The 25,622-nt window shown below is 65.8% G+C and carries 19 protein-coding genes; 8 read left to right on the top strand and 11 right to left on the bottom strand.

The features are described from left to right. Window positions 1-12 precede the first annotated feature (12 nt). From HGB39_RS15940 to HGB39_RS15925, 4 genes are all read right to left on the bottom strand, one after another. On the bottom strand, window positions 13-1,734 hold the full coding sequence (locus HGB39_RS15940; RefSeq protein WP_005568881.1) for a styrene monooxygenase/indole monooxygenase family protein: 1,722 nt from the start codon (window positions 1,732-1,734) through the stop codon (window positions 13-15). 34 nt (window positions 1,735-1,768) lie between these two features. Further along, the gene (locus HGB39_RS15935; protein ID WP_005568880.1) at window positions 1,769-2,989 is read right to left on the bottom strand and encodes a styrene monooxygenase/indole monooxygenase family protein; all 1,221 of its coding nucleotides are present in this window, start codon (window positions 2,987-2,989) and stop codon (window positions 1,769-1,771) included. Window positions 2,990-3,013: 24 nt separating this feature from the next. Next, complete coding sequence (locus HGB39_RS15930; protein WP_005568879.1) at window positions 3,014-3,808, bottom strand: SDR family oxidoreductase; 795 nt, start codon at window positions 3,806-3,808, stop codon at window positions 3,014-3,016. A 259-nt stretch (window positions 3,809-4,067) separates the two neighbouring features. Continuing rightward, window positions 4,068-5,684, bottom strand: coding sequence for an AMP-binding protein (locus HGB39_RS15925; RefSeq protein WP_005568878.1), 1,617 nt, complete (start codon window positions 5,682-5,684; stop codon window positions 4,068-4,070). Between the two features lie 136 nt (window positions 5,685-5,820). Here HGB39_RS15925 and HGB39_RS15920 point away from each other — a divergent pair, with 136 nt between their 5' ends. Then, window positions 5,821-6,675: a PaaX family transcriptional regulator gene (locus HGB39_RS15920; RefSeq protein WP_005568877.1), complete on the top strand. Its 855-nt coding sequence runs from the start codon at window positions 5,821-5,823 to the stop codon at window positions 6,673-6,675. Window positions 6,676-6,885: 210 nt separating this feature from the next. On the opposite strand, the gene HGB39_RS15915 is transcribed toward HGB39_RS15920, so the two are convergent. From HGB39_RS15915 to HGB39_RS15895, 5 genes are all read right to left on the bottom strand, one after another. Next, window positions 6,886-8,541, bottom strand: coding sequence for an indolepyruvate oxidoreductase subunit beta family protein (locus tag HGB39_RS15915; RefSeq protein ID WP_005568876.1), 1,656 nt, complete (start codon window positions 8,539-8,541; stop codon window positions 6,886-6,888). Further along, window positions 8,538-10,700, bottom strand: a complete 2,163-nt coding sequence (locus HGB39_RS15910; RefSeq protein ID WP_005568874.1) for a thiamine pyrophosphate-dependent enzyme — start codon at window positions 10,698-10,700, stop codon at window positions 8,538-8,540. Before HGB39_RS15910 ends, HGB39_RS15915 begins: the two co-directional genes overlap by 4 nt. An 11-nt stretch (window positions 10,701-10,711) precedes the next feature. Then, on the bottom strand, window positions 10,712-11,485 hold the full coding sequence (locus HGB39_RS15905; protein ID WP_005568872.1) for a cyclase family protein: 774 nt from the start codon (window positions 11,483-11,485) through the stop codon (window positions 10,712-10,714). A gap of 8 nt (window positions 11,486-11,493) precedes the next feature. Beyond that, window positions 11,494-13,080 (bottom strand): phytoene desaturase family protein, encoded by a 1,587-nt coding sequence (locus HGB39_RS15900; protein ID WP_005568871.1) that lies wholly within the window; start codon window positions 13,078-13,080, stop codon window positions 11,494-11,496. 269 nt (window positions 13,081-13,349) lie between these two features. Beyond that, a complete protein-coding gene (locus HGB39_RS15895) occupies window positions 13,350-14,270 on the bottom strand; it encodes a LysR family transcriptional regulator (RefSeq protein ID WP_005568870.1) in 921 nt (306 codons plus the stop codon). A gap of 351 nt (window positions 14,271-14,621) precedes the next feature. Between HGB39_RS15895 and HGB39_RS15890 the strand changes: the two genes are divergently transcribed. From HGB39_RS15890 to HGB39_RS15880, 3 genes are all read left to right on the top strand, one after another. Further along, window positions 14,622-16,016, top strand: coding sequence for an SLC13 family permease (locus HGB39_RS15890; RefSeq protein WP_005568869.1), 1,395 nt, complete (start codon window positions 14,622-14,624; stop codon window positions 16,014-16,016). Window positions 16,017-16,224: 208 nt separating this feature from the next. Further along, the gene (locus HGB39_RS15885; RefSeq protein WP_081276498.1) at window positions 16,225-17,343 is read left to right on the top strand and encodes a PrpF domain-containing protein; all 1,119 of its coding nucleotides are present in this window, start codon (window positions 16,225-16,227) and stop codon (window positions 17,341-17,343) included. 43 nt (window positions 17,344-17,386) lie between these two features. Continuing rightward, complete coding sequence (locus HGB39_RS15880) at window positions 17,387-18,232, top strand: HpcH/HpaI aldolase/citrate lyase family protein (protein WP_005568867.1); 846 nt, start codon at window positions 17,387-17,389, stop codon at window positions 18,230-18,232. Window positions 18,233-18,238: 6 nt separating this feature from the next. Here the strand turns inward: HGB39_RS15880 and HGB39_RS15875 are convergent, their stop codons facing one another. Beyond that, window positions 18,239-19,159, bottom strand: a complete 921-nt coding sequence (locus HGB39_RS15875) for a LysR family transcriptional regulator (protein WP_005262520.1) — start codon at window positions 19,157-19,159, stop codon at window positions 18,239-18,241. A 225-nt stretch (window positions 19,160-19,384) separates the two neighbouring features. Here HGB39_RS15875 and HGB39_RS15870 point away from each other — a divergent pair, with 225 nt between their 5' ends. The 3 genes from HGB39_RS15870 (at window position 19,385) to HGB39_RS15860 (ending at window position 22,804) form a co-directional block, all read left to right on the top strand. Beyond that, window positions 19,385-20,656 carry a CaiB/BaiF CoA transferase family protein gene (locus HGB39_RS15870; RefSeq protein ID WP_005568865.1) on the top strand — a complete coding sequence of 424 codons (1,272 nt, stop codon included), beginning with the start codon at window positions 19,385-19,387 and terminating at the stop codon, window positions 20,654-20,656. Then, a complete protein-coding gene (locus HGB39_RS15865) occupies window positions 20,656-21,447 on the top strand; it encodes an HpcH/HpaI aldolase/citrate lyase family protein (protein WP_005568864.1) in 792 nt (263 codons plus the stop codon). Before HGB39_RS15870 ends, HGB39_RS15865 begins: the two co-directional genes overlap by 1 nt. Before the next feature lie 130 nt (window positions 21,448-21,577). After that, a complete protein-coding gene (locus HGB39_RS15860; protein ID WP_005568863.1) occupies window positions 21,578-22,804 on the top strand; it encodes an NAD(P)/FAD-dependent oxidoreductase in 1,227 nt (408 codons plus the stop codon). A 126-nt stretch (window positions 22,805-22,930) separates the two neighbouring features. Here the strand turns inward: HGB39_RS15860 and HGB39_RS15855 are convergent, their stop codons facing one another. Further along, on the bottom strand, window positions 22,931-24,220 hold the full coding sequence (locus HGB39_RS15855) for a glutamate dehydrogenase (RefSeq protein WP_005568862.1): 1,290 nt from the start codon (window positions 24,218-24,220) through the stop codon (window positions 22,931-22,933). 186 nt (window positions 24,221-24,406) lie between these two features. Here HGB39_RS15855 and HGB39_RS15850 point away from each other — a divergent pair, with 186 nt between their 5' ends. Further along, window positions 24,407-25,330 carry a LysR family transcriptional regulator gene (locus HGB39_RS15850; protein ID WP_005262508.1) on the top strand — a complete coding sequence of 308 codons (924 nt, stop codon included), beginning with the start codon at window positions 24,407-24,409 and terminating at the stop codon, window positions 25,328-25,330. Window positions 25,331-25,622 lie beyond the last annotated feature (292 nt).

Raw genomic sequence — 25,622 nt, 5'->3', positions numbered from 1 at the left:
GAACGGCTGCGTTCAGAAGTCGGGATGCTTGGTCACCAGGCGGTAGGACCCCGAGTGGAAGACCAGTGGCTCGCCGGGGTCGGCATCGTATTGTTCGATCTCGCCGAGGAAGATGATGTGGTCGCCGGCCTTTACTCGTTGGACTGTGCGGCACTGGAAATGCGCGATGGCGTCATCGATCAGCGGAACGCCGGCGATTCCTTCGGTGGTCGCCACACCCGCGAACTTGTCCTCGGCCGGCGTCGAGAATTGCCGGGACAGGTCGTGTTGGTTGGCCGCCAGGACGTTGACGGCGAAATGGGTCGCCGCCGTGAGGTCGGGGAGGCTCGGCGCCTTACTCGCCGGGCACCACGACACGAGCGGCGGATCCATGGACACCGAGGTGAACGAGTTCGCTGTGACACCGATCTTCCGACCATCTGGGGCCCGCGCGGTGATCACGGTGACCCCCGTAGCGTATTGGCCGAGGGCACGCCGTAGATCACGGGGATCGAACTGGGCCTGCTCGGCGGCCCGGGCGGTCTCGATCACACGCTGCGATTCGGCGTCGTCGAACCACCAATTGTGCACGGTGCGTGGATCATCGAACCCGGTTGCGATAGCCGACGCCAGGGTCGGCGAGTCCTGCGCCGCCGCGAACAAGCCGAGGACCGGATCGGATGGTCCACGGAGCAGGTCGTTGGTCCACGACACGGCCCACTGAGCCCATCCGCGCCAGAACTTGTCGAAGGTGCGTTGCATCCATTGCGCGTCGAATGGCCGGTCATCCCGATCCACGATCGCATCGAGGTACACGGCGACGGCTTGGGCAGCATTGTTGCTGCCCTGACCGGTAAGCGGATCGTTGAGGACCACCGCGTCCGCCATGCCCAACACGACGCTGCCCGATGCGAGTTCGGCCACCGGGCGGCGGACCGTCGGCGTCAGGCGGCCGCGCAGTACCCCGGCTTCGTCGGTCAGAGAGATGTCACCAGTCCTGGCGAACTCTGCCGGGAAGTGCTCGGCCAGCACTTCCTTGGCGCGCTCGAGATGTTCTCGCGGGGTGTGGACATCGTCCCAACAATCCATCGGTCCACCGGGGACGCCTTCGAACACCATCACATGACAGGGCCCGGTGGTGGTCAGCGCCGGCAGGACGAAGTACTCGCCGACCGCGGGGACGATGTTCAGTGAGAGGTCCGCGCCGTCGGGGTGCGGCGCGAGACCGTTCACGTAGGCCAAGGCCAGGGCCCGCTGCGGTCGGTTGTAGGGCGATTTCACCGGATCCGGAGGGAAGAGTCGACCGAGGTCGCCCTTGCCGCTGGAGATGATGACGAGGTCGTGGCTCTGGGCGAGGTTTTCGATGTCCATGGGGCTCGCCGCCTTGATGATCAGATTGCCACCGAGTTCTGTGAACTCGTCGACCCAGTCCGCGCATTTGACTCGCTGATCGACCGATTGCGCGAAGCCGATCAAGGGGGTTGTCACGGCGATCTCGTTGCTGCTGTGCGTTTTCGCCACAGTCAACGCCATCGTGTCGATGCGCGGGCACCGCTCCTCCCAGCGGTCGAGCCCGAGATCCCGCTCGATCTGCAGTGCCGAGTCGAACATGCACTGGCTGGACATGACGGGACCGACCCGGACCTCGTCGGGCGTTCGGTCGGTCACCAGGGTGACCTCGAAGTCACGTTTGAGTAGGGCGAGGGCTAGCAGTGCCCCCGATTGTCCGGCTCCGACGATAGCGATGCTGCGCATGACTGACGGCTCCAATCGATGATTCGGGCGACGGTTAGTTCGCGACGTCGGTGAGGTACTGTTCGGCGGCTTCTGGTGTCATGAACCAGTGGAAGAAGTCACGCGGATCGTCGAAGCCGTTGGCAAACCGACGAGCAATGCGCGGCTCGGCGGCGGCGGCGCCGAGCAGGTTCAGCACATGCTCCGGCGGCGGGGTGAGCAGTGCGTTCGTCCAGGTCGCGACGTATTGTGCGTAGTCCCAGTACCGTTCGAAGGTGGCGGTCATGAATGCGGCGTCGAAGGGCCGGTCCCCGTGCTCGAGGATGCTGGCGAGGTAGGAGGCCGCGCACTTGCTGGCGTTGTTCGAGCCCTGGCCGGTGATCGGATCGTTGAGGACCACCACGTCGGCCAGTCCGAGGATATTCGCCCCCGAGGGCAGGACTCCGATCGGCTTGCGAACGGTGGGTGGGAACCGTCCGGCGAGGATCCCGTTGTCATCGGTGAGGGTGATGTCGGCGCAGCGCCCGGCCTCCCAGGGGACAAACGTCTCGACGACCCACTTGGTCTTTGCCAGATGCTCTTCGGGAGTCGTCACGTCCGCCCAGCAGTCCATCGGCCCGCCCGGAATGCCCTCCATCACCATGATCTCGCAGGGCCCGCTGGTGGTGAGCGCGGGAAACGCAAAATATTCACCGACACCGGGAATCATGTTGAATGCCACCGCGGAATGTTCCTCACGTGGCAGCATCCCGTTGACGTAGGTCAGCGCGAGGGCGCGCTGGGGGCGATCGAAGACGGACCGCGTGGTGTCGCGCTCGAACATCTTCGCGATCTCGCCCTTGCCTGCGGCGAGGATGACCAGATCGGAGTCGACAGCGAACTCTTCGAGGTCGCCGATCCCGGCATCCTGGAGTACCAGCGTGCCGCCGCGTGATTCGAATTCCTTGAGCCACGCGGGCATTTTCACGCGCTGATCGACCGACTGGGCGGGGAGGTCGAGGCGCGATGCCCAGGAGAACGCCTGGTTTCCGTTGTCGGCGACGGTGAACGAGATGCCCTCGACTGATGGGCATTCATCGCTCCAGAGGTCCAGTCCGACGGCGCGCTCACGTGCGAGGGCCCCGCCGAACATGCACTGGCTGGACATGACCTTGCCCTCACGGATCTGCTCCGGAGTTCGGTTGGACACGACGGTCACGTCGTATCCGGCGTCGACGAGTCCTATGGCGAGCTGAAGTCCGGCTTGTCCGGCTCCAACGATGGTGATCTTGCGCATGGGGAGAGGATCCTTCGGTCGAAGTTATTGGGCGAGCAGCGGGATTGCCGGGGAGGATTGTTCAGGCCCCATCGCGGAATAGCCTCCGTCGATGGCCCAGTCGGCTCCGGTGACGAATGCGGCGCGCGGCGAACACAGGTAAGCGATGATGTCGCCGACCTCGGTGGGGTCTCCGACTCGGCCGGCGAGGTGGAATTTTCCGGCTACCCGGTCGGTTTTGGCTCGGTCCGATCCCGAGAGCTCGTCCATCACCTTCGACCAGATCCAGCCCGGGCTCACCGAGTTGACGCGGATGTTGTCCCCGGCGAGGTCCATCGCCATGTTTCGTGTCAGTTGCACGACCGCGGCCTTGGAGACGGGATACAGCCACCGTCCGGTTTGTGCGACCTTCGAGGAGATGGAACCGAAGTTCACGATGGCACCGCCGCCCTGTGCTGCCATGTGCGGGCGCACCGCTTTGGCGAACATAGCGGCGCTCACCAGGTTCACGTCCAGTGCCGTTGACCACTGCGCCCGGCTGGACTCGGCGCCGTCGTCGATGTAGGTGCAGGCCAGATTCACCAGAATGTCGATGGCCCCGAACGACTCGAGTGCAGCGGCCACGCACGTATTGATCGCGTCGTCGTCAGTGATGTCGGTTTCGCTGAACAGAGCGTGGTCCTTGCCGTCGACCGCCTGCTTGCCACCGTCCCGATCGATGTCGGCGACAACGACGTTGACACCGTTTTCGTGGAGGCGGTCGACGACGCCGCGCCCGATCTTGGTGGCACCGCCGGTGATGATGGCGGTCTTGCCGCCGATGCCGAGATAGTCGCTCATGTGCAAATCTCCTGACTTCGTCACGATGTGATCTGCAACACTAGGAACATTCCGGTCAGTGATCTATCCGCTGGACGCGTCGACTGTGCAGATTGCGCTCACTTTCGATCCTGCCGAGCATTTGCCGACTGGAAAGTTCCTGAAAGCTGCGGGAGCACTGGGCGAGAGGTATCCGACCGCCGGGGTCGGTTGCCCCTCGATGTCGGATCGACCCGCCCAAGCAACCAGCACCACCAGGCGGCTGTGGGCGGGCGCGCGGCTAGCGCAGTGCCTGTCGGGATTCCCGTAGCCGATAACGCTGAATCTTGCCGTTCGGGGTGCGCGGCAACTCGGCGAGGAATTCGATACTGCGAGGGTACTTGTACGGTGCCAACTCGTTTTTGACGAAGTCCTGGAGTTCGCGGACCTTGGTGTCGCTGCCGACAGCGTCCGAGATCAGAACGACTGCCGCGTGGACGATCATTCCCCGATCGGGGTCGGGCAGGCCCACGACCGCGCATTCCTTGACATCGGGGTGCCGGCCCAGCGCTTCCTCGACCTCCGGGCCGGCGATGTTGTAGCCGGACGAGACGATCATGTCGTCACTGCGTGACTGGTACCAGAAGTAGCCGTCGGAATCGCGAATATACGTGTCGCCGGTGATGTTCCATCCGTTCTGGACGTACTGGCGCTGGCGGTCGTCGGCAAGATACCGGCAGCCTGTCGGACCGGTCACCGCCAACCGTCCCGGTGTGCCGTCGGGAACGGGGTGACCATCGTCGTCGAGTACCGCTGCCGTATAACCAGGTACGGCCTTCCCGGTTGCCCCCGATCGGATGTCATCGTCGCTGGCCGCGATGAAGACATGCAGCATTTCGGTGGCACCGATGCCGTTGATGATGCGCGTTCCGGTCTCCTCGTAGAACTCTTCCCACACCGCTTCGGGCAAATGCTCTCCTGCAGACACGCAGCGGCGAACCGAGGCGAGGCTCTGCGCCTTGTTCTCGCGGAGAATTGCCCGGTACGCGGTCGGGGCGGTGAACAGTACCGATACTGCGTGTTCTCGTACCGCATCGGCCAGCTCCCTCGGAGTTGCCTTCTCGAGCAGCAACGTCGCGGCCCCCACCCGCAGGGGGAAGACCACCAGACCGCACAGCCCGAAGGTGAATGCCAATGGCGGCGTACCCGTGAAGACATCCGATTGATTCGGCCGGAGAACCCGTGCCGAGAAGGTGTCCGCAACGGCAAGGATGTCGCGGTGAAAGTGCATCGTCGCTTTCGGAGTACCGGTGGTTCCGGACGTGGTGGCCAGTAGAACGACATCGTCCGCCGCGGTGGCGACGTTGGTGAATTCCCCGGACTTGGCGGATGTGCGGGCGATGAGGTCGGTGGGTTCGGTGCCACCGTAGAGCAGCGCCGCGATCTGGTCGGTCTCGATCAGATCGGCAGCGAACCGGTGATCGCACAGCGCGAGTGATGGTGTGGTGAGATCGATGATCTTGCTCAGTTCACCGCTGCGGAGCTGCGGCATGGTCGTCACGGCGACACCGCCGGCCTTGACCACCCCGAACCAGCAGGCCACCATCCAGGGGTTGTTCGGCCCGCGGAGCAGAACGCGGTTGCCCGGCACCAGTCCGAAGTCTTCGGTGAGTATCTGGGCGATCTGGTTGGCGCGGTGCAAAAGCTCCCCGTACGTCCAGCTTTCGGACGACGAGAGCAGCGCCGGGCGACCGCCGCCCAGCGCCGCGACCTGGTCGTCGAGAAGCGGGGATGCGCAGTTCAGGCGGTCCGGATACCGCAACTCCGGGAGGGTGAAATCGAAGTTCGGCCACAGGTTCTCCGGCGGGAGGTTGTCGCGGCAGAACGAGTCCAAGTGCGCCGACGGAGACAGCGTCATAGTTGACCTTCCACTATAGATATGAAGGGCCCAATCGTATGCACTTCTTGTTACGCCCGTCAATGATACGAAATACAGTTCCCTGCCCGCGGGCTATCTGACGCACCGTGGCCGTGGCAACGGTTATGGTGTATCCATGACGACGGGGACTTTTGCCGATGACTTCGCGATCGAACGATCAAGCGAGCTGCAACCGCGCGAGTTGATCGTGACGATCTTCGGCCTCTACGCGCGGGCCGAGTCGAACTGGTTGTCGGTCGCTTCCGTCGTCCGACTCATGTCTCATCTCGGTGTGGACGGATCCGCGGTTCGCTCGTCGATTTCCCGGCTCAAACGGCGCGAAACGCTGGAAGCCCATCGTCACGACGGCTCCGCAGGCTATTCGCTGTCCAAGCCGACTCTGGATGCTCTCGCCGAGGGCGATGTCAGGATCTTTGATCGCAAGCGCGCCGAGATCGAAGACGGCTGGCTGATGGTGGTCTTCTCCATCCCCGAATCCGAACGGGACAAACGGCACGTTCTCCGAACATTCCTGACCCGTCTCGGCTTCGGCACCACCGCGCCAGGGGTGTGGATCGCGCCGGGAAGCCTCGTACGCGAGACCAGGGAAACGCTGGAACGCCGGGGACTCAGCGAATACGTCGACATGTACAGCGCGGAACACCTCGGCTTCGGCGACCTCCGCACGAAGGTCCGCACCTGGTGGGATCTCGACGCACTCACCACCCTCTACGCCGCGTTCCTCGACAAGTATCGTCCGGTACTCGAACGGTCGACGGCAGGAACACTCACCCCCCAAGACGCTTTCGCCGAATACGTGCCCATGCTCACCGAGTGGCGGCGGCTACCGTACCTCGACCCCGGCCTCCCCCTTCCCCTACTTCCACCTGGATGGAACGGTGTCACCGCCGGCCGGCTCTTCGACGAACTGAACGCCGCCCTCAGCGGACCCGCCCGAGAACACGCAATGCGGATCATTCACCAGCCCTGACCACTACCCGCGGCCGAGAGGGTCGCGAGCCTCCACGCAAATCCATGGGATACGCCCTCGTGCGCCCCACCTCGGCATCGCTCTTCTGGGCACCGCGCCTTCACACGGGAACGCCACACCATCTGTCGTAAGAGACTTTTCACATGGGTGGCCGGTACACCACAGAGTGAGCGAACGTTATTGCACAGGAATCAGTCTGGGTCGAGCACATCACTTCGAAGTTGTCTCCAGGGCCTTGACAAGGCTGTCCCCCAGCTCCATTGCGGCCAGTTTGGCGTCCAGTCGGGCTCCGTCTTCGTCGGCGAGCGCGGCATCACGAAGCCCTGCCAGCGAAGTGACCGCGCCGGGTGAGCCGACCAGTGCGTGGGCCGCGGACATCAACTTGCCGAAACTGTCGCCGCCGTGCTCGTAGGTGGCACCGTAACCCTTGAGGACACGCTGGCACTCGACGATCTCACGTCCGAGGTCGGCATCGGTTGCTGCAGCCCGGAGAGCCTGTTCGATCCACTCCTCGATCGCCGCCTGCTCCCGGACGAACCGCAGTGAGCGCGGGCGGAGGGGACGCATTCGCGCCATCGTGCTCAGCATCGTGTAACCGGTCACCGAACTCGTGTTCAGGATCATCCCCTTGTGGGTGATCGCGCCGACCAGACGCTGGAACCACTTCGAACGGTGCATGCGGGCCCCCAGCCTGGAGGGCATCGTGTCGGTGATCTCGTCGATCTGTGGGTGGAGATACTCACGAACCTGCATCAGTTGGTGCCGTTCCGCCCGCGCTTCCTTGCGGATTCGGTCCATCCGCCCCTGTCGGGTCTTCTGCATTGCCACCTGGATCGTGTCCTGGTAGCACATCCACAGCCCGATGTGGCGGGCCGCCTCGACGGTCAACCGGGCCGCTCCCGCGGCGTCCGGGTCGACCTCGGCAAAGCGCGTCACCCGGGACAGGTACCGCTCGGCGTAGTCCAGATTCTGGTACACCGCGGTGCGGACCAGACCGTGCAGAATCATCGACCGCGCCGCGCTAGGGAGATCCAGGACACGCGCGGCGAGCGGCTTGAGCGCGGAGCCGACCAGAGCGGAGGGATCTGTCGCCGCGACCGTTGTGCGCCGCGCTTCCTCCTCGGCCTTGCGGTCCTCCGGTGTCACCGGGCGCGGTCCGATCGAAATAGGAATCGGATTCGACTTTCGCGGACGTGGTTTCAGCTGCTGCGCGGCAGCGTCAAAGCCCGCGGAGAAGGCCTTCAGCGAGGATTCCACGCCCTTCCCGAAGGCGTGAATCGGGGCCTCGAACTGGTCCCTGCTGAACGGAAGGGCCCCGGAGCCGGCGAGCGCACCGAACAACGCGGCGCTGATGACGCTGCGGCTCTGTTCTGCCATTTCCATGAAGTCGGCGGCGATCAGTCGCTTCGAGGCCCGCTGGGCCGCCGCGACGAGTTCGGAGCTGTCGGCGCGACCGTCGCCGAGGGCCATCTTTTCGTCGATGGAGTACACCCGATTGGTGGAGGTGATCAGTGTCGTTCGATCGGGGGTGACGAATCCGCGCTGGACAGCTCGGCCACATTCCATCAGTTCGGAGGCGATGAGGACGTCGACCTCGCCGGGGCTCGGGAACACGCTGAGGACCGGCTCGATCCGGGCGTCGGTCGCCGAGGACGGAGGTTCATCGCCAGGTGGGAAGATCTCGACGTAGTAGACCGTCGCCCCGGTGCGCTGGGCGACGCCGGCGACGGAGGTGTTCTGCGCGTAGTGGCCGGCGTTCTCGGCGACGGCGACGATCCAGTCGGCGAGCACGCCGCCGCCTTCGCCGCCGAGGGCGACGATCGCCAGAGTGATCGGACGTTGACCGTTGTACCAGTTGGACATCATGCAGCCTCGAATTGTGCGGCGCGGCGCTCGAGGCCGCGGGATGCGATCTTGATCCACCACGAGCGGACGCCGGCGAGGAGCTGTTCGCGTCGGGTGGGGTTGTCGACGACGTCGGTGCGATAGAACGACGGGCACAGAACCGCGGCGTGTGCATTCGCCCCGCACACTCCGCAGCCGACGCAGCTGTCGAGGACCTCGGCGATCGGGTCGGTTCGCATCGGATCCGGGTTGGGTGCGATCGTCAACGACGGGCAGCCGGAGATCCGGATGCAGGCGTGGTCGCCGGTACAGGTCTCGGGATCCACCCCGAACCGCTCGCGCACCACCCGCTTGCCGGCCGCGAGCGCTGTGGTCCGGTCGCGTTTGACGCGGCGCTGGGCGTTGAGCTGGCACTCGCTTTGCATGACGAGCACCTTGGGCCCGGCCTCGGCGGTGGTGAGTGCCTCGACAAACGTGTCGCGCACCTTGCCGACGTCGTAGGTGTTCTTGATCGTGCGCGCCCATTTGACGCCGATACCGCGGACGGCCTTCTCGATCGGGTGCTGGGTCGACCGGGTGGGGAGGTCTGCCTGGGAGGACAGCACGTCCTGGCCGCCGGTCGCGGCGGCGTAGGCGTTGTCGACGATGAGGTGGACCTGATCGCTCTTGTTGAAGACAGCGTTGCCGACGCCGCTGGTGAGGCCGTTGTGCCAGAATCCGCCGTCGCCCATGATCGCGATGCTGCGCCGGTCGGTGTCCTTGGAGTTCAGTGCGGAGGCGCCTGCCGATCCGAGGCCGTATCCCATCGTCGTGGCGCCGAGGTCGAACGGTGCGTTGACGGCGAAGAGGTGGCAGCCGATGTCGGCGCTGACGTGGTGTTTGCCGGTCTCCCGCTCGGCGAGTTTGAGGCCGCTGAAGATCGGGCGTTCGGGGCATCCGGTGCACAGTCCCGGCGGGCGCGGCGAGATGACCTCGGACGAGACGCGGGGGGCTGTGGGGCTCGTCGGGTCGTCGGGGTCCCGCAGCAGGGCGGGCTGGTGTGCGACGACGTCCGGGAGGTACCGCTGGAGGAACTCGTTGACACCGCGGGTGACGACCGTCGAGGTGTATTCGCCGGCGAGTGTCAGCATGTCCTTGCCGTGCAGTGCGGTGGCAATGTCCGCCCGCCGCAGGATCGCGTTCAGGTTCTGCTCGATGTAGTCCGGCTGGCCCTCCTCCAGGAGGAGGACGGCGCGTTTGCCCTGGCAGAACTCGATGATCTCGTCGTCGACGACCGGGTAGGTCACGTTCATGACGTACGTCGGTACCTGGGTGCGTCCGAATGCGTCGGAACAGCCGAGCAGCTCCATCGATCGGTTCAGCGTGTTGTACAGACCGCCCTGCACGATGATGCCGATGTCGGCTTTGTCGTTCCCGAAGACCTCGTTGAGGCCGCGGTCCTTGATGAACTTGACCGCCGCCGGCCACCGGTCGTGGATCTTCTCCTTCTCGTGCAGGAAGCTGGCCGGCGGGAGCACGATCCGGTCGATGTCGCGCAGCGGATTTTCGAGGGCATCGGTGACCGTCATCGGCGGGCGTTTGTTGTCCTTGGCCTCGAAGGCCCCGTGCAGGTGACACGAGCGGAGCCGCAGATCCAGCATCACCGGGGTGTTGCTCGCCTCGGACAGCTCGAAGCCGACCTCGACCGCGTCGACGATCGCCGAGACATTGGGCCGGGGATCGAGCAGCCACATCTGCGACTTCATCGCGAACGCGTGGGAGCGCTCCTGCATGATGCTCGAGCCCTCGCCGTAGTCCTCGCCGAGGATGACGAGCGCGCCGCCGGTGACGCCGCCACTGGCCAGGTTCGCAAGCGCGTCCGAGGCAACATTCAAGCCGACGGTGGACTTGAAGGTCACCGCGCCGCGCAGCGGATAGTGCACCGAAGCTGCCAGCATCGCCGCCGCCGTCGCTTCCGACGCGCTGTTTTCGAAATAGACGCCGAGTTCGTCGAGGATCTCGTGCGCGTCACCGAGGACATCCATCAGATGCGAGATCGGTGCGCCCTGGTAGCCGCCGACATAGGCGACACCGGATTGCAGCAACGCCTTGGTGACGGCGAGGATGCCCTCGACGTGCAACGTGGTGCCGGCGCCGTTGCGGAGTTGTTTGACCTCGGCGGCGAACGAACGTTCAGCCATTTTCTCTTTCCTTACTTCTCGACCAGGGCGACCACGCGGGCCGGACTACCCGATCCCCCGACAATGGGCAGCGGCAGGACCGTGATCGCGAACCCGGTCGCCGGCAACTGATCCAAATTCTGCAGCTGCGTCAGTCCCAACTTGCCCGCGCCGAGCAGGTGGTGATGGCAGGGGAACGCCGGGTCCAGTGCCGTGGCCTGGCCGGCGTCGGTGCCGACCGTTTCCACGCCCACCCCGACCACCTCGGTCTCTTCGGCGAGCCAGCGTGCGCACTCGGCGGTGAATCCTGGCGTGTGCGGTCCGGTCTCGTCGGCGTTGTGGAAGTCGTCGCTGTTCTCCGACCGGCTCGACCACCCGGTGCGGTAGAGGAGCCACCCACCGGCAGGGAGTGCACCGTGCGTGCGTTGCCATTCTTCGATGTCGGCGACATCGAGGAGGAAGTCCGGGTTGTCGGCCACCCGGTCGGTGACATCGAGGACGACCGCGGGGGCGAGCAGTGAACGCAACGGCACCTGTGACACGTCGAGTCCGTCCTTGCCGGTGATCCAGTGGTTCGGTGCATCGAGGTGGGTGCCGGTGTGTTCGCCGGTGTGGATGTTGTTCCAGTACCAACCCGGCCCGTCCTCGTCGAATCGGCTGATCAACTCGAGCTGGAAGGGCAGGGTGTTCTTGAACGGTTCCGGCAACGCCAGCACCGGGGTCTTGTCGGTCAGTGGCGCGGTGAGGTCGATCAATTCGATGCGTTCGTCGGCGATGGACGCGAGCAGGTCGGTGATTACTGACATGTCAACTCCTAATTGGATTTACGGTGCCGCTGCGCGGCAAGTTTGGTGGCAACGAGGTGGCCGGAACCCGCGCCGAGTCCGGCCCCGGGATGAGTGGATGCACCGATGTGCCAGAGACCGTCCACGCAGGTGCGATGCCGCCCCGCTTCGGGCAGTGGGCGCCACAGAAAGCTCTGATCCAGCTCCGAACTGCCGCCGTAGGGGTCCCCGCCGACGGCATTCTCGTTGTATGCCGCGAGATCGGCCGGCGAGATCACATCCGTTCCGAGAATTTTCAGACCATGGGTGTGCGCGTCCAAGCGATCGATGACCCGCTGGGCGTAGGCCCTGGCCAGTTCCGGGGTCCAACCGTCCGTGGTGTTCAGCTCGCCGGCGGCGTCGCCGAGCGGTTCGTACGGAACCTCCTGCAGTTGCAACCAGAGCGAAGCGGCACCGGCCGGAACACGCGAGGGATCCAAGAGGGATTGTTGCCCGACCACGACTGTCGGTTTCCTGGGAAGAAGACCGGCTTCCGCTTCCGCACGGGCAATGCCGGTGCTCGCCGATCCATCCGAGATATGCACCAGCGGAACCTCGTTGAGGCGGGCATCGCGCCACTGGGGTCGTTCGGACAAGGCGATGTGGATCTGCATCTCACCGCGCCCGTACCGGTACCGCCGTGCCTGGGCACGCAGCGGAGCAGGACTGGCGTCCGGAGGCAGCAGCGACCCGTACAAGGCAGTCGGTGTTACCGACGCCAGCACCGCACGCCGGGCCCGGTAACGCCGCCCTGCCGCCTCCACACCGGTCGCACGGCCCCCCTCGACAATGATGCGGTCGACGCGGGATCCGGTATGCACCTGCACGCCCAATTCGTCGAGTAGTCCTCGAAAGGCCTCCAGCAGTCGTGCCGAGCCTCCCTCGACCACAGGCAGACCGAAACCGTGGACGGTTGCCGCCAGCACCGGAATCATGAAGCCGCCGGAGGCATTGTCCGGCGACAGACCTGCGTGCAGTAGCCACGGCACCCACAGGTGATCCACTTCGGGACCGACGTACTCCCGAGAACAGTAGGCGCGGCCCGACGCAGCGAGGTCTCGGAGCCACTGCTCGGAGCCGCGCCGTCCGTTGGTTCTGAAGAAACGCGCCAGCAGTGGAACGACTCCGGCGCTGCGGATTTCGCTGCCCATCATCCCGCCGATCACCGGTGCGTTGCGGCCGAACCGTTGCAACGCCTCCAGATACGTATTCCCGTCTTCTTCGTCGCCGAAGCCCGCTGCCGTCAGCTCCGGATCGCGGTACGCCAGGGTGACACGGCCGCTGTCGGCAATGCTCGCGGTCACGGCCTCGTCGGTGTTGCAGAACCGCAGCCCGTGACGGGCCAGGTCGTCGCCGAGCGCCGTGTGCGCCGGGCCCGACACGAACAGCGGATACCACGATGAGAACGTGTCGTGCACGTAGCCGGGCACCGTACGCTCACCGCTCCCAACAAAGCCGCCGATCTCCGGATTGCTCTCCAGCAGCACCACTTTCCAGCCTGATCGAGCCAGCGTGGCTGCGGCGACGAGTCCGTTGATTCCGGACCCGACGATGACGGCATCGACTTCGTTGTGCATCACATCTCCTTTCGAGTGTGAGCGACGACATTAGTGACCCAAGGAGGCGGCGGCTATCCTGATTGCGCGCGTCTTATCCGTATGCCGCTCAGTTGCGAGGGACCGGCCGCTGACCGGCGTGACGCCGCCCCCGACAGGGCGTTCCTCGAACCCTGCCCGCGCGATCGCACCGTCCCCGCGCGAATGAGCGATACATACGGCATCGGGTCACCAGCGCCGCGTTCGCACCCCTTGTTCCGAAGGGGTGGTCGATCAGCGGTAGGCCGGTTCTACGCCTGTGTGGCGATGGCGTCGGCGGCGTCGTGCAGCGCGCGGGAGACGGCGTGCATGCCGGGGGTGTACTGCCGGCGGGCGAGCGAGGCGATGTAGATCGAGCGTGTCGGGACCCGGTCGGTGGGACGAAATCGGACTGCGTAGACGTCGGGGCGATGATGTGCGACGGCCAGCCGCGGGACCATGGCGATGCCGACTCCCGCTGCGACCATCGCTTCGATCTCTTGGTAGTCATGGGCCTCGTAGACGACGTTCGGGGTGAATCCGGCCGTGTCGCAGCTGCGGTAAAGCACTTCGGCCGCCGGGTGGTCGGCGTTGCGGATGATCCACTTCGCCGATCGCAGCGATGCCACCGTGACATCGTCGGCGTACGGCGCGTCGAACGGGACGAGCAGGACTGTTTCGTCCTCCATCAGCGGCACGAGGGCGAGGGATTTCTCGGTCTCCTCGGTCCAGTCGTAACTCCAGAGCAACGCCATCTCGACCTCGCTCGAATGGAGCATCTCCAGTAGTCGCGGGCGGACCGCGGATTGGACGCGCACGTCGATGCCCGGCCAGTGGGCGTGATAGTTCTTCAGCGCGTCCGAGAGCAGTGAGGCGCTGACGGTGGGGAAGGAGCCGAGTCGGACGGTGCCGCGCTCGAGTCCCAGCAGAGCTTCCAGGTCGCCGTGGGCGGCACGCATTTCCTGACGGAACAGCCGCGCGCGCGTGACGAGAATTTCGCCGGCTTCCGTCAACCGGACGCCACGAGGCAGGCGGGTCAGTACCGGCTGCCGGATCTCCTGTTCCAGTTTGGCGATGCGCTGCGACGCGGCGGAGGGCGTGACGTTGGCGCGTTCGGCGCCGCCGGTGAGCGATCCGGCCTCGTCGATGTCGAGGAGCAGGAACAGGGTCACCACGTCGAACGAGTTGCGCATCGATACCTCCAACAAGCCTTTAATCCTGCTAAACCCCGGCGTAGAAATACGACATTGTCATAAACATAACCCGCTCATAGTGTGATCTGCGTAATGATCAAGTGAAGGATGTGACATGCAGACGATGAGTACTCCCCCGCACGGGATCACGGCACGGAATCGCCCCGACGACGCCGCCGATCACGCAGTGCGCTCACTGCTCGTCGCGCCGGCCGGCATCGGCGAGGTGGCGGAAGAGACAACCCCCGCCCCACGCCTATTGTCTCCCAATTCTATTCACGTCCGTCCGTCGCGACCGGCTGCCACCCAGGAGCCGTTCGATCCGCCCCGCAGCGAACCGAAAGTACGCCCATGACTTCCATCGAGATACTGCCACTGATCGCGTTGGTGGCAATGTTCGTGATAGCCACCTTCTTCCCCATCAACATCGGCATCTTGGGGTTCATCGGCGCATTCGTCGTGGGCGCCTTCATCCTCGGCTACGACGACAAGGAAATCCTCGCCGAGTTCCCCAGTTCGATCGTGCTGACGATCATCGGCGTCACTTACTTCTTCGGTATGGCGAAGAAGAACGGGACGATCGACCTCCTCGTCAATGCCTGTATACGTGGTGTTCGTGGACGGGTGACGATCGTCCCGTGGGTGTTCTTCTTCTGCGCCTCGGTGCTCACAGCCCTGGGCACGTTCAGCCCGGCTGCCGTTGCCTTGATCTCGCCGGCGGCGATGTCCTTCGCCGCGCGGACTCGGATGAGTCCGCTGGTGATGGGCATCATGACGATCAACGGTGCGCACGCCGGAGCGTTCTCGCCGATCTCGGTCTCGGGTGTGCTGGTCCGTGACATCGTCGAGTCGAGCGGCCTGACGATCGCGCCCTGGACCCTGTTCTTCGCCAGCTACGGCATCAATCTGCTGCTCTCGGTCCTCACAGTGGTCGGCTACGCCGTCCTCGCCCGGGTACGGAACCTCGAGTTCACCGCTACCGGCTCCAGCGCCGGCATCGACTCCGACGGCGTCGGGAGCGCACTACGCACCCCCACTGCGGGACCCGGTGGAATCCCGGCCGGCGGATCGTCCGGCCGGGGCGGCACCCAGGTACTCATCCGGACGCCGCGCACCGAGGTCGGCACCGACCACGATGTGCAGCCGGTCACCGGGGTCCAGAAACTCACGCTCGTCCTGATCGCCGGGGTGTTGGTGCTGGTCCTGGTCCTGCATATGCCGATCAGCTTCGTCGCCATCGCGGCCGGTGCGATCCTCGCCTTCACCGACCTGTCCAAGCAGAGTGAGGCCATCGCCGGTATCAGCTGGTCCACGGTCCTGCTCGTCGCCGGCATGGTCACCTACATCTCGCTCATGGAAGAGATCGGCACGATCGACCATCTCGCCGAGATGGCGATCACCATCGGCGCACCGCTGCTGGTCGCCGTCGTCCTCTGCTACGTCATCGGCGTCACCTCGGCGTTCGCATCGTCGACGGCGCTTCTCACCGCCGTCATCCCGCTCGCGCTTCCTCTGCTGCAGACCGGGGCGCTGCCGGTCGTCGGAGTCGTGGCAGCACTCGCCATCTCCGCCACCGTCGTCGACGTCTCCCCGTTCTCGACCAACGGCGCACTCGTCCTCGCCAACGCCCAGAACATCGAGCGTCCCCGGTTCTACCGGCAACTGCTCCTCAACGCGGGCATCGTGGTCGCGATCGCGCCGGCCCTGTGCTGGCTGGTGCTGGTGGCCGTCCCGACTCTGGTCTGACGCGCAGACAACACCCGCGAGGGTTTAACTGAAGTTAACCCTCATCGATTTATTCGCCATTGTTCTCCACCCTGATGTAGGTCAGGGTGGGCAGTGGGACACCGCTGGGAAGCACGCTCCCCATCCGATCAGAGCCTCCAGCGGTGCCTCACAAACTCTTCGAACCCGAAAGGTGGGCCGGACCGTGTTCACACTTCATGGAACCTGGATGCGGGGGGGAACCAGCAAGTGCTGGCTGTTCAACGCATTCGACGTCGATCCGCTCATTGCTCAGGCCGGCGGCCTGGATGCCATCTTGACGTCGGCATTCGGCTCGGGTGATCCGCGTCAGCTCGACGGTGTCGGCGGCGGCAGCTCGACCACATCGAAGGCGGCGATCGTGCGCCGCTCCAGCGAGCCCGGAATCGACGTCGACTACCTGTTCGCTCAGGTCGCGATTGGTGACCGCCAGGTCGAATGGGGCAGCAACTGCGGAAACTGCGCCACGGCGATCGGGCTGTACGCGCTGCAGTCCGGGTTCGTTCCGGTGGACTCCGCGACGACGACCGTGCGGATGCGGAACCAGAACACCGGCGCGATCCTGGACGCCCAGATCGCCACTCCGGGCGGGATGATCCCCACCGAAGGCGACGCGGCCGTGCCCGGTACCAGCGCGTTGGGTGTCCCGGTGGGGCTCACCTTCACCGGTCTCGCCGCCGGTGCGGCCACACTGCTGCCCACCGGCGCCGCCGCCGATCAGATCTCGATTGCCGACCACACGTACCGCGCCACGATGGTCGTCGCCGGCGCCCCGGCTGCGTTGTTCAACGCTGCCGACCTCGGGCTGACCGGTGCGGAGGACAACCAGACGATCGCCGAACACCTGCCGTTGCTTCTCCGGCTGCGACAGGAAGCGTCGTTGCGGATGGGACTGAGCAAGCCGGGAGATCCCGTCTCCCATGCGATTCCGAAAGTCGGTGTCGTGGGTCCGCCGGCGGACTACCGCACCAGCGCCGGCGTCGACATCCGCGGTGACGACTACGACATCTCGGTCCGGATGCTGTCGATGCTCGCCCCGCACCCGGCGATCGGGCTCACCTCCGCGGTCGCCGTCGCCGCGGCCTCCACCGTGACCGGAGGTGTCGTCACCGACAACACACAGGTCCGGTGGCCGGGATCGCTTCGGGTGGGAACACCCGCCGGGGTACTCGATGTCGACCTCTCCGTTTCCCTCGACGGGGTACTCGAATCGGTCACCCTGCACCGGGCGGCCCGCCGTATCGCATCGGCGGAACTGTTCGTCACCGCCCCGGCGCCGGCTCCGGCACTGGTCGGCTCCGCGCGGTGAGGACTCCGCACAGCCCCGCCCCCGCGATGCGACAGGAATCCTGATGCCCGAGAAGATCGCGATCGCGCCCAGACCGATCGACACGCGGATCGCCCGATCCTGGCTTCTGGTCAACGGCACCCGAACCGACCTGTTCGACCAGGCCGACCGCTCCTGCACAGACCAGATCGTCCTCGACATCGAGGACGCCGTCGACCCCCAACTCAAATCCACCGCGCGGGAGGAGGTCGCCGCCTGGCTCGAGAACACCTCGGCCTGGGTGCGGATCAACGACCGGTCCTCGTCGTACTGGAGCGATGACGTCGATCGCCTCGCCGGGCTTCCCGGACTGGCGGGCGTGATGCTTGCGAAAACCGAAGCCGCAGAACATATCACCGAAACCTTCGACCGACTCGGCGCAGCCACCCCGGTACTCGCGTTGGTCGAATCCGCCCTCGGAATCGACCAGGCCGGTGATATCGCCCGCGCCCGCGGCGTCTTCCGACTCGCCTTCGGCAGCGGCGACTATCGCCGCGACACCGGCACCAGCGCAGACGACCTCGCCATGGCCTATCCCCGCTCCAGACTGGTGGTCGCCAGCCGAATCGGCAACCTGCCCGGACCGATCGACGGTCCCACCGTCAGCAACAGTCACACCGTTCTGCGTGAGCAGTCGGCGGTGTCCGTGTCCCTCGGGTTGACCGGGAAGCTGTGCCTGGACACCGAACAACTGCCGGTAATCAACGAGTCGATCAGCCCCACGCCCTCGGACGTGACCTGGGCGCGGGAGTTTCTCGCCGATTTCGAAGCCCGCGGCCGCGTTGTTCGCGACGGCAGCGACCCGCCCCGGCTCGGTCGGGCCGAGAAGATCACCCGCCTCGCCGACGCGTTCGGAATCTGCCGGAGCTGACCGGTCCTATCCGGTTTCGAATCCCTCCTGCAACTGGTGGGCGGCGGCAGTGCACACCGCGATCCCTTCCTGCGCGGCCGGGCTCAGCCGCCGCTCGGTCAGATGCGCGACCAGGATCCGGCGCTGCGGCGGACGGGTGGCGAGGGGAATCGACCGGACGTCGGGCCGAAGGTTGAGTACGGCCAGTCGCGGAGCAATAGCCACGCCGAGCTCGACAGCCACCATCGCCTGCACCTCACCGTAGTCGTGCGCGAAGACACTCGTGCGCGGCGTGAAACCACCTTGCTGACAGAGTTTTTCGAGGGTCTGCGCGACCGGATGATCGTCGGCGCGAACCACCCACGATTCGTCGCGCAATTCGGCGATCCGGATCGAGTCGCGATCGGCCAGACGGTGCCGTTCCGACACCAGCAGCACGGTCGGATCGTTCATCACGTGGTGGTACGTCAGCGTGGGGTCATCGACCCGGTTCCACTCGTAGTCCCACAGCAACGACAGTTCGGTCTCCCGGCGGCGAAGCGCATCGACCAAGTACGCGAACCGGCCACTGAGCACCTTCAGCTCGACCCCCGGGTGCCGGGTCTTGAACTCCTTGACCACGAGTGGCAGCAGTGACGACCCAGCCGTGGGGAAGGTGCCGAGCGCCAGCACACCTGCACGCAGCCCTTTGATCTCCGCGAGTTCGGCATCGGCGGCCTCGAGTTCGATCAGGATGCGTTCGGTGTGCTTGACCACCGACCGCCCCGCCTCGGTCAACACGATGCCGCGCGCGTGCCGCTCGAGGAGCGGTTGCCCGGCCTCCTTCTCCAGCTTGGCGATTTGTTGGGAGACAGCCGAAGTGGTGTACCCGAGCGCCGACGCTGCCGCGGTGATCGATCCGTGCTCGGCGACCGCGCGCAGCGTGAACATCCTGGTCGTGTCCAGCACCCACCCACCTCCTGTGGCTTTAGAGAAAGTTAACACCTGTCGATACATCCGTGATTGTAGTTGAACCGTGCGAGTGTCAGTCTGAGATGGCGGCAGTGGCAGCTCAACACTCTCCGGCCGCCCCGTGACACCGGCTCGCACAGGCACCGTCGGACGTTGCTCGCCCACGGCGACGGATGTCGAGTGCCGCCCACCGTATCCACTCCCCACGCGTGAGGACAGCCTATGACTGCACACCCGAGTGACGTCCATTCGCCTGACGACCAGGCCGACGCCAGCACAGGCACCCGCCATTCTCCGACGCGTGGCCCCCTGCACGGCATTCGCGTCCTCGACATCAGTACCGTCTACGCCGCACCGATCACTGCCATGATGCTCGGCGACTACGGCGCCGACGTCATCAAGATCGAGCACCCCACAGGCGATCCCGCCCGCTCACACGGAGCACGCAAGGACGGCCACGGTCTGTGGTGGAAGGTGATCTCGCGCAACAAGAGATGCATCACCCTCAATCTCGGCACCGCCGAGGGTCAGCAGATGCTCCGCGACCTCGTCGTCGATGCCGACGTTCTGGTGGAAAACTTCCGCCCCGGTGTCCTCGAGAAGTGGGGATTGGGACCGGACCGGCTCCACGACCTCAACCCCGGGTTGATCATGCTGCGGGTCACCGGCTTCGGCCAATCCGGTCCCTACGCCGAGCGCCGAGCATTCGGGACCCTCGCCGAGGCCATGAGTGGATTCGCACACCAAACGGGTTGCGAGGACGGTCCGCCGACGTTGCCGCCCTTCGGTCTCGCCGACGGTGTCGCCGGACTCGCCGGCGCATTCGGTGTGGTGACCGCGCTGCTGCACCGCAACGGCCCGGACAGCGACGGAAAGGGGCAGGTCATCGACCTGTCTCTGCTCGAACCGCTGCTGGGGATCCTTGGCCCCGGCCCCACCGCGTACCACCAGCTCGGCACCATCGCCGGTCGCAACGGCAACCGCTCCCCCAACAACGCCCCACGCAACACCTATCTCACCAAGGATGGGCGGTGGGTCGCCATCTCCGCGAGCGCCACCTCCGTCGCCGCGCGCGTCATGCGCCTCGTCGGCCGCCCTGACGTCGTCGAACAACCCTGGTTCGACTCCGCCGGCGAACGCAGCCGAAACGGCGACCTTCTCGACGAGGCCGTCGCGAAATGGATCGCAGACAGGCCGCTGGACGAAGTCACGGCCGAATTCGAACGCGTGGGCGCCGCGCTGGCACCGATCTACGACGTCGCGCAACTGATGAACGATCCGCACGTCCTCGACCGCGACTGCATCACCACCGTCGACGACGACGACCTCGGCCCGATCAAGATGCAGAACCTCATGATCCGCATGCTCGGAACACCCGGTGCGATCAACTTCGCCGGCCGCCGACTCGGCCAGGACAACCAACAGTTCTACAGGGAAGCCCTCGACATCGACCCGTACCGACTGTCCGAACTCGCCGAGAAGGGGGTCCTCTGATGGACCGCAGCTACCTGTTCGCCCCGGGCCACAACCGAAAACTCCTCGGCAAGGTGTTCGACGCCGGCGCAGACGCCGTCATCCTCGACCTCGAAGACGCGGTGCCGCCCGCCGAGAAGTCGACGGCGCGGGACAATGTCGCATTCGTCCTCACCACCCACACCGCATGGGTGCGGATCAACGCGCCCGGCACCGAACTCGCCGGAGCCGACCTCGATGCTGTCGCTTCATCGGCTCACGGCATCCGCATCCCCAAGGTCGAAACACTCGACGACATCCACTGGGTCGCGGACCGCGCCCCCGGAAGACCCCTGATCTGTGCTATCGAAACCGCGAAAGGCGTCGCCAACGCCTTTGCGATCGCCGAGCACCCCGCGGTCACCCATATCGCCCTCGGCGGTATCGACCTGCAGAAGGACCTCGGCACCGGGAAGGGGGACGCACCTATGCAGTACGTGCGCTCCCACCTCGTCGTCGCCGCCCGCGCCGCCGGCATCGCCCCACCGATCGACAGCGTCTACCCGCACATCGACGACACCGACGGACTCGTCCGCCAGGCCACCCACAGCCGTGACCTCGGCCTGTTCGGCAAGTCCGCCATCCACCCCGCTCAGCTTCCGGCCATCCACACCACCTTCAGTCCGCGACAGAACGACATCGACTGGGCTCGACAAGTCATCGAGGCATTCGAGAACGCCGGCGGAGCCGCGGTGCGACTGGCCACGGGCGAATTCGTCGATCTCCCCGTCGCGGAACGGGCAAGGAAGATCCTGGACTTTGCGCACGCCTGACAAACCCCCACCCCCGCCATAGCCCCAACTGTGGACCATGCTGATCTTCCTGGTGTGGTGCGCATAGATTTCAGCCACGGACAGATTCGAGCCGGCCCGCCACCCGCCCTAGACCTGGCACGATGGCAGGGTGACTGAACCCAACCGCGTCCTCGTCCTCGGCTCGGGATTCGCCGGCTTATGGGCCGCGCTGGGGGCGGCGCGGCGGCTCGACGAACTCCACGCGACGGGCACCGTCGATGTCACGGTGATCAGTGCGCAGCCGTTCCACGACATCCGGGTCCGCAACTACGAGGCAGACCTGAGCGCGTGCCGTATCCCGCTGAGCGATGTGCTGGACCCGGTCGACGTCGGGCACATCGCCGCCGAGGTGACTGCGATCGACACCGCGGCGCGCACCGTCACCGTCTCGGGCCGCGGGGCACAGCGCACGCAGAGGTACGACCGTCTGGTCATGGCTCTGGGCAGTCGGGTGGCGACGCCCGATATCCCCGGTTTGCGGGAATTCGGCTTCGACGTGGACACGTACGACGGCGCGATGAAGCTACAGCGCCACCTGGCCGCGCTGTCCGACGGCCGAGCGGACGTGAACGCGGCGACCGCGGTGGTGGTCGGCGCCGGCCTCACGGGCATCGAAACTGCGTCCGAGCTGCCCGGAAGGCTGGCAAAGGTGTGCGCGGGACGCAACGTCGAACCGCGGGTGGTGCTGATCGACCACAACCCCTACGTCGGTTCCGACATGGGCTCATCGGCGCGACCGGTGATCGAAGCGGCGCTGTCCGACAACGGCGTCGAGACGATGACCGGTGTCGGCGTCGCATCTGTCGACGAGCACGGCGTGACGCTCTCCTCCGGAGAGGTGCTGGCCGCGGGCACCGTCGTCTGGTGTGCGGGCATGCGGGCGAATCCGCTGACCGCACAGCTCGGTGGCGAGCGCGACCGGCTCGGTCGCCTGCCGGTCGACGACTACCTGCGGGTGATCGGTTCGCCCGGAGTATTCGCCGCCGGTGACGTCGCCGCGGCGCGGGTGGACGACGACCACCTGTCGGTGATGTCGTGCCAGCACGGGCGCCCGATGGGCCGCTACGCGGGTTACAACGTCATCGGCGACCTGCTCGGGGAGCCTATGCTCCCGCTCCGGATCCCCTGGTACGCCACCGTTCTCGACCTGGGACCGGCGGGCGCGGTGTACACCGAGGGGTGGGACCGTCAGGTGGTGTCGCGCGGCGCGCAGGCCAAAGCCACCAAGGTCACCATCAACACCGAACGCATCTATCCCCCGTTGAACCGAGACCGCGACGCGCTGCTGGCCGCCGCCGCGCCGGCGCTGCAGGCACGACCCGATCCTGGACAATGACTTTCAGGAAATCGAGGACTCGTCGCCGCCTACTGGACCACCGCCGCAGGAAGCCGATCCGTCACACGCGGCGAGCCCACCGGGAGGGATGGTCCGGGAAGCCAACGGGACCGCACCGCCCACCGTTCACGGGATAGTGAGCGCCGGCACTGCCGGAGGATCGGCGGGAGCCGGCGCACTGCGGTTGGCCGCGACGAGGTCCCACGCGGTCTGCCGTGGCGCCACGCCGTCCAGGATCCATTTGCCGAGCAGCAACGCGACCTTGGCCAGCATCTCGGTACGCAACCGCAGGAACGAGTCCTCCGGATCGGTGCCGACCTGACTGAGTAGCACCCACCAGGCCCAGGCGACTGCTCCGGCGTTGGCGACGAAGTCGGGGACCACCGGAATGCCCCGGCCGGTGAGCACCGCCTCGGCGCGCGGGGTCGTCGCCGCATTCGCAGCTTCGATCACGACTTTCGCGGCGACCTCGTCGACGTTGTCCGTCGTGATCGCATATGAGATCGCGGCCGGGACGAGGATGTCTGCCTCAGTGGCGATCACAGCCGCGCTCGGCAACCGCTGAACATGCGAGGGGACGCGGGAGCGGTCGATCTCGCCGTAGCCGTCCCGCAGGTCGAGCAGCGCGGGAACGTCCAGGCCGTCAGGGCAGTACAGCGTGCCGAGGGCGTCGGCGACAGCAATCACGCGCATACCGGCCTCGTACAGATACCAGGCCGCGCCGCCCCCCATGGTCCCGATGCCCTGGATGGCCACCGTCGTTTCGGCCTGAGGCCACCCACATGCTTGCACCGTGCCGATGCAGGCCTGCGCGACTCCGTAACCGCCGATCACATCGCCCAGCAGAAAACCGCTGGGCACCGGGGCGTTCAACGCGGCCCGTACCCGGCGCAGAGTCCCCTGCGGATCCTCCGCACGGCTGATCGCCGCATGGTAGGACTGTTGAAGGCCGAGTCGCGCGAAGACGTCGTCGAGCAGATGCTGCGGCACCCCCAGATCCTCCGCGGTCACCCAGTGCGCGGCCAGCCACGGGCGCATCGCCTGACAAAACCGCTCCAGAACACCGACGGCGCGGGGGTCCTTCCGGTCGAAGTCGATGCCACCCTTAGCGCCGCCGACAGGCAAGTCGAAAACCGCGGTCTTGGCAGCCATGCCTCTGGCCAGATCCTCGACCTCCGACATCGTGCAGCCTGCCCGCATCCGGGTGCCCCCGGTCGCCAGGTCGGACACCAACGTGTGCACGACGAGGTAACCATGAGCTCCGGTGACCGGATCAGACCACGTCACACGTAACAGGGGCTCACCGCGGTGCACGGTCGCCACATCGATGTGGCGCTGCGTCGCAGTGTTCGCACGGTGGTCATACTCCAGGTGCTCGGTGGTGCGCCCGAACCCGCATTCCGTCGTCGTAGTCACCTCGATTTACCCCAATCGTCCTCAGAAAATCTTCGTCGCCACGACCACTCAGCCGATGACGCCAGAGTGCGCGCGCTGGTGACCAGGCGTCCAGTTACGAATCTTGGATGATTGCGTTCACGCTTTCTACACAGCGCAACGCGTGGTCCGGTTGGACGGTTGGGAATGGATGCCTAGGCTGGCGGCATGGAGCTGTCATTGCGCCGGTTGCGGATGCTTCGGGAGTTGCACCGCCGAGGCACCGTGACAGCCGCGGCGCTGGCCTTGCACTACACCACATCCGCGGTATCGCAACAGCTCACCCAGCTCGAACGCGACGTCGGCGCAAAGCTATTCGAGCGGCGCGGTCGGCGGGTACAGCTCACCGAGATCGGCCTGCTCCTCGCCGAGCACGCTGAGGAGATCATGCGATCGGTGGACCGCGCGACGACCGCTCTCGAGCAAACGCAGGAAGGGGTCACCGCCCGATTGACCGTTGGAGTGTGGGCGTCCGTCGCGTCGAGCCTGGTGCCGAGTGCGCTGACGTTGCTGGCCGCCGAGCATCCCGGCATCGAGGTGCGAACGAGGGAGCTCGCGCCGGAAGATACCGCAGTGGCAGTGCAGGACGGCTCGCTGGACTTCTCGTTCGTGATCGACTATTCCGACTACCCGATGCAGTGGGACCCGGAGTTGACCAGAGTGGTGATCGCGGTGGAACGACTGCACGCAGCACTGCCTCCGGGAACGGTGTCCGCCAGAACCATAGCGCTGGCGGATCTCGCTGAGCATCCCTGGATCCTTGCGGGACCCAAGTCGCATTTCGGCCGCGCGGTGCGCTTGGCCTGTCAGCGTTGCGGATTCGAACCCAGGATCAACCATGAGGTCGGCGAGCAGGCGACGGCACTCGCGATGGTTGCCGCAGGCCTGGGAGTCACCCTTGTCTCCGATCTCGGACTGACGCTGCGCCCGCCAGGAATGGACGTCGTCGCGCTGACCGAACCGCTCACTCGAACGATCTCCATCGCCCATCGGGGGACGGCCGCGCACCGACCGCCGCTGCAACTGGTGATCGACGCCGTGCGCGCCGCGGCGGCCGCACAGGGGCTCGCCGCACGGTCGCCGTACCCGTAGCCGTAGGCGACACACGTTTACCGGACAGTGCCCAACCGTCGGATGAATGATCTCTATCCGCACCGCCGCCGGATTGCGATGCAGTGCAAGTCAACCCCTGCATGAGGTCTCTCGCGGATCAGTGTCCCGGAATCGACTGAACGAGAGATGAGCCGGATCAATGCATAACTATGCGGTGGCTAACCTTTTTGGGAAATGCGTGGGTGAGGATGTGCCCGGATCGCTCGGAGCGGCCACTGGCGAAACCGATTTGCGGTTGCTCCGGTCGCACGTCGCACTCACACCTCGCACG

Source organism: Rhodococcus opacus, from assembly GCF_012396235.1.
Classification (GTDB): Bacteria; Actinomycetota; Actinomycetes; order Mycobacteriales; family Mycobacteriaceae; genus Rhodococcus_F; species Rhodococcus_F opacus.
This window is presented reverse-complemented; position numbering and strand designations above follow the sequence as displayed.